Origin of the sequence: Paenalcaligenes sp. Me52 (assembly GCF_050487965.1) — a bacterium.
In the GTDB taxonomy this organism is placed as follows: Bacteria; Pseudomonadota; Gammaproteobacteria; order Burkholderiales; family Burkholderiaceae_B; genus Paenalcaligenes.
On sequence record NZ_JBKQFO010000006.1, the window covers coordinates 1 to 5,697 of the forward strand.

At 50.2% G+C, this 5,697-nt stretch carries 2 tRNA genes and 3 rRNA genes; all 5 read right to left on the reverse strand.

From position 1 onward, the window contains the following. Window positions 1-58: 58 nt before the first annotated feature. Window positions 59-172: ribosomal RNA gene (rrf, locus tag ACLO87_RS16615) — 5S ribosomal RNA — on the reverse strand. Window positions 173-335: 163 nt separating this feature from the next. Then, window positions 336-3,219: ribosomal RNA gene (locus ACLO87_RS16620) — 23S ribosomal RNA — on the reverse strand. Between the two features lie 362 nt (window positions 3,220-3,581). Continuing rightward, a tRNA-Ala gene (locus ACLO87_RS16625) sits at window positions 3,582-3,657 on the reverse strand. A 10-nt stretch (window positions 3,658-3,667) separates the two neighbouring features. Then, window positions 3,668-3,744, reverse strand: a tRNA-Ile gene (locus ACLO87_RS16630). Window positions 3,745-3,838: 94 nt separating this feature from the next. Next, window positions 3,839-5,375: ribosomal RNA gene (locus ACLO87_RS16635) — 16S ribosomal RNA — on the reverse strand. Together the 16S, 23S and 5S rRNA genes with 2 tRNA genes alongside form the textbook arrangement of a ribosomal RNA operon. Between the last annotated feature and the right edge of the window lie 322 nt (window positions 5,376-5,697).

The following is a 5,697-nucleotide window of genomic DNA, read 5'->3' on the forward strand; positions in this document are numbered from 1 at the left end:
TTTTGTCCAGACGTAAAAAAGCCCCGCATCGGTTGGATGCGGGGCTTTTGGTGTAAGAGCCTGACGATGACCTACTTTCACACACGAATATGCACTATCATCGGCGCGAAGGCGTTTCACGGTCCTGTTCGGAATGGAAAAGGGGTGGTTCCACCTTGCTATGGTCGTCAAGCGTAACTGGCTTGCTCACATGCTTCACACGAAGCATGTCAACTAAATCTGGAATTAGCACAACTACATCAACAGTATGATGCAGTGTTTCATGTTTGGGATTGCGTTATTGTACTGCTAAATTTGTTTGAACGACACTTAAAACTTATAACCTTAAGAGTTATAGGATCAAGCCGCACGGGCAATTAGTACTGGTTAGCTACGTGCATTACTGCACTTCCACACCCAGCCTATCAACGTCCTGGTCTAGAACGACCCTTTAGGGGAATCAAGTTCCCGGGATACCTAATCTTCAGACGAGTTTCCCGCTTAGATGCCTTCAGCGGTTATCTCTTCCGTACTTAGCTACTCGGCAATGCCATTGGCATGACAACCGATACACCAGCGGTACGTCCACTCCGGTCCTCTCGTACTAGGAGCAGGCTCCGTCAAGTATCCAACGCCCACGGCAGATAGGGACCAAACTGTCTCACGACGTTTTAAACCCAACTCACGTACCTCTTTAAATGGCGAACAGCCATACCCTTGGGACCGGCTACAGCCCCAGGATGAGATGAGTCGACATCGAGGTGCCAAACACCGCCGTCGATATGAACTCTTGGGCGGTATCAGCCTGTTATCCCCAGAGTACCTTTTATCCGTTGAGCGATGGCCCTTCCATACAGAACCACCGGATCACTATGTCCTACTTTCGTACCTGTTCGACTTGTCAGTCTCACAGTCAAGCACGCTTATGCCATTGCACTATCAAGACGATTTCCGACCGTCTCTAGCGTACCTTCGAACTCCTCCGTTACACTTTAGGAGGAGACCGCCCCAGTCAAACTGCCCACCATGCACGGTCCCCGATCCCGATAAGGGACCTAGGTTAGAACCATAAACAGACCAGGGTGGTATTTCAAGGTTGACTCCACGCGAACTAGCGTCCACGCTTCAACGTCTCCCACCTATCCTACACAGGCCGGTTCACAATCCAATGCAAAGCTACAGTAAAGGTTCATGGGGTCTTTCCGTCTAGCCGCGGGTAGATTGCATCATCACAACCACTTCAACTTCGCTGAGTCTCAGGAGGAGACAGTGTGGCCATCGTTACGCCATTCGTGCAGGTCGGAACTTACCCGACAAGGAATTTCGCTACCTTAGGACCGTTATAGTTACGGCCGCCGTTTACCGGGGCTTCGATCAAGAGCTTGCACCCCATCACTTAACCTTCCGGCACCGGGCAGGCGTCACACCCTATACGTCCACTTTCGTGTTTGCAGAGTGCTGTGTTTTTAATAAACAGTCGCAGCCACCGATTCACTGCGGCCCTTTCATGCTTTGCGCGCAGGCGCATCACACTACCGGGGCATACCTTCTCCCGAAGTTACGGTATTAATTTGCCGAGTTCCTTCTCCTGAGTTCTCTCAAGCGCCTTGGAATATTCATCCCGTCCACCTGTGTCGGTTTGCGGTACGGTCTTGTAAAGCTGAAGCTTAGAGGCTTTTCTTGGGACCACTTCCAATCAGTTTAGAGCCGTAGCTCTATCCAGTGACATCCTTGAATTACGCGCCCGGATTTGCCTAAGCGCCTTCTTCGATGCCCCAACGGAGATATCCAACACTCCGATGACCTTCTGCAATCCGTCCCCCCATCGCACTTTACAACGGTGCGGGAATATTAACCCGCTTCCCATCAGCTACGCATCTCTGCCTCACCTTAGGGGCCGACTCACCCTGCGCCGATGAACGTTGCGCAGGAAACCTTGGACTTACGGCGAGGGGGCTTTTCACCCCCTTTATCGCTACTCATGTCAGCATTCTCACTTCTGATACCTCCAGCATTCCTTACGGAACACCTTCGCAGGCCTACAGAACGCTCTCCTACCACGCACAGTAAACTGTGCATCCGCAGCTTCGGTAACTGGCTTAGCCCCGTTACATCTTCCGCGCAGGACGACTCGATCAGTGAGCTATTACGCTTTCTTTAAAGGGTGGCTGCTTCTAAGCCAACCTCCTGACTGTCTATGCCTTCCCACTTCGTTTCCCACTTAGCCCGTTTTAGGGACCTTAGCTGGCGGTCTGGGTTGTTTCCCTCTTGAGTCCGGACGTTAGCACCCGGTGCTCTGTCTCCCGTACTGTACTTGTTGGTATTCGGAGTTTGCCATGGTTTGGTAAGTCGCTATGACCCCCTAGCCAAAACAGTGCTCTACCCCCAACAGTAATATACGAGGCACTACCTAAATAGTTTTCGGAGAGAACCAGCTATCTCCAGGCTTGTTTAGCCTTTCACTCCAATCCACAGTTCATCCCCTAATTTTTCAACATTAGTGGGTTCGGTCCTCCAGCACGTGTTACCGTGCCTTCAACCTGACCATGGATAGATCGCCTGGTTTCGGGTCTACACCCAGCGACTGAATCGCCCTATTCGGACTCGCTTTCGCTACGCCTCCCCTATTCGGTTAAGCTTGCCACTGAATGTAAGTCGCTGACCCATTATACAAAAGGTACGCAGTCACACCACAAGGGTGCTCCTACTGTTTGTATGCATGCGGTTTCAGGATCTATTTCACTCCCCTTCCGGGGTTCTTTTCGCCTTTCCCTCACGGTACTGGTTCACTATCGGTCGATCACGAGTATTTAGCCTTGGAGGATGGTCCCCCCATATTCAGACAGGATTTCACGTGTCCCGCCCTACTTATCTAACGCCTAGTACCACCGATTTGATTTCGCTTACGGGACTATCACCCACTACGGTAAAACTTTCCATTTTTTTCAGCTATCAAATCGACTATCACGTTAAGGCTGGTCCGGTTTCGCTCGCCACTACTTCCGGAATCTCGGTTGATTTCTTTTCCTCAGGTTACTTAGATGGTTCAGTTCACCTGGTTCGCTTCACTACACCTATGTATTCAGTGTAGGATACAGTATCGCTACTGTGGGTTTCCCCATTCGGACATCTACGGATCAAAGCTTGTTTGTCAGCTCCCCGTAGCTTTTCGCAGACTACCACGTCCTTCATCGCCTGTGATCGCCAAGGCATCCGCCGCATGCACTTATTCGCTTGATCCTATAACACTTAAGGCTACAGGATTATGAGTTTTAGCAATTGTGCCGTTCATCAAGTTTGCTTGGATTCGATTTGACTCGAATTCAAAAAAGAACTTTGTTTGAACAAAATTGTTGATTTGCAATCACAACCCGTCTATTCATACAGCCAACAATTAAGTTGGTGTATACATGAATACACTTCGTTGTGCTTTTTCCAGATTGTTAAAGAACATAACCAGCGATGAGCTTTATCAGCCCAACGAGTAACACTGTCATAAACAATGCTATTCGTTAAACTGTCAGTACCCAAGCAACTCGACGTTTCAAGTTGCGCTTCACTGCATTTCATGACCAAACTTCAAATCACCACCGCAAAAATCTTGGTGGAGGATGACGGGATCGAACCGACGACCCCCTGCTTGCAAAGCAGGTGCTCTCCCAGCTGAGCTAATCCCCCGTGGTATTCGTGGTGGGTCAAGTTGGAATCGAACCAACGACCCCCGCCTTATCAAGACGGTGCTCTAACCGACTGAGCTACTGACCCAATTCGTTACTGCTTCGTTGGTGACTACCTTGGTCATGAACTTTTCTAACAGCCAATAAGTGTGGACGCTTTCGCTTTGTGAACCTTCGCTCTTAAAGGAGGTGATCCAGCCGCACCTTCCGATACGGCTACCTTGTTACGACTTCACCCCAGTCATGAATCCCACCGTGGTAAGCGTCCTCCTTACGGTTAGACTACCTACTTCTGGTGAAACCCACTTCCATGGTGTGACGGGCGGTGTGTACAAGACCCGGGAACGTATTCACCGCGGCATTCTGATCCGCGATTACTAGCGATTCCGACTTCACGCAGTCGAGTTGCAGACTGCGATCCGGACTACGATCGGGTTTATGAGATTAGCTCCCCCTCGCGGGTTGGCGACCCTCTGTCCCGACCATTGTATGACGTGTGAAGCCCTACGCATAAGGGCCATGAGGACTTGACGTCATCCCCACCTTCCTCCGGTTTGTCACCGGCAGTCTCATTAGAGTGCTCTTTCGTAGCAACTAATGACAAGGGTTGCGCTCGTTGCGGGACTTAACCCAACATCTCACGACACGAGCTGACGACAGCCATGCAGCACCTGTGTTCCAGTTCCCTTGCGGGCACTCCTAAATCTCTTCAGGATTCTAGACATGTCAAGCGTAGGTAAGGTTTTTCGCGTTGCATCGAATTAATCCACATCATCCACCGCTTGTGCGGGTCCCCGTCAATTCCTTTGAGTTTTAATCTTGCGACCGTACTCCCCAGGCGGTCAACTTCACGCGTTAGCTGCGCTACTAAGGCCTAACGGCCCCAACAGCTAGTTGACATCGTTTAGGGCGTGGACTACCAGGGTATCTAATCCTGTTTGCTCCCCACGCTTTCGTACCTGAGCGTCAGTATTATCCCAGGGGGCTGCCTTCGCCATCGGTATTCCTCCACATCTCTACGCATTTCACTGCTACACGTGGAATTCTACCCCCCTCTGACATACTCTAGCTAGGTAGTTAAAAATGCAGTTCCAAGGTTGAGCCCTGGGATTTCACATCTTTCTTTCCTAGCCGCCTGCGTACCCTTTACGCCCAGTAATTCCGATTAACGCTTGCACCCTACGTATTACCGCGGCTGCTGGCACGTAGTTAGCCGGTGCTTATTCTACAGGTACCGTCATCTACAGAGGTTATTAGCCTCTATCATTTCTTCCCTGTCAAAAGTGCTTTACAACCCGAAGGCCTTCATCACACACGCGGGATGGCTGGATCAGGGTTTCCCCCATTGTCCAAAATTCCCCACTGCTGCCTCCCGTAGGAGTCTGGGCCGTGTCTCAGTCCCAGTGTGGCTGGTCGTCCTCTCAAACCAGCTACGGATCGTCGCCTTGGTAGGCCTTTACCCCACCAACTAGCTAATCCGATATCGGCCGCTCCAATAGTGAGAGGTCTTGCGATCCCCCCCTTTCCCCCGTAGGGCGTATGCGGTATTAGCCACTCTTTCGAGTAGTTATCCCCCGCTACTGGGCACGTTCCGATACATTACTCACCCGTCCGCCACTCGCCACCAAGAGAGCAAGCTCTCTCGTGCTGCCGTTCGACTTGCATGTGTAAAGCATCCCGCTAGCGTTCAATCTGAGCCAGGATCAAACTCTTCAGTTTAATCTCTGTATATTTTGCTTCAAATAACCGAAGTTATCTAAAGCGGAGTAATTCGTACTCAAAGAAATTTAGAGTTGTTTGCACAAGGCAAAAACCTAATTTTCTTTATGTGAGCACTTGATCTATATGTTTGGCGAACCTTCGTGAGAAGGTTGGTCCACTCATTCCAAGCGCCCACACTTATCGGCTGTTAAATTTTTAAAGAACACTTGCTACCGAAGTAGCCAGTCGCTGCCGTTGCAGCTAAACCAGAGAAGTGAAATTATGAAGCAATTTGTTTTTGGTGTCAAGCGTTTATTTTCAAAACATTTAAAACCGAAAC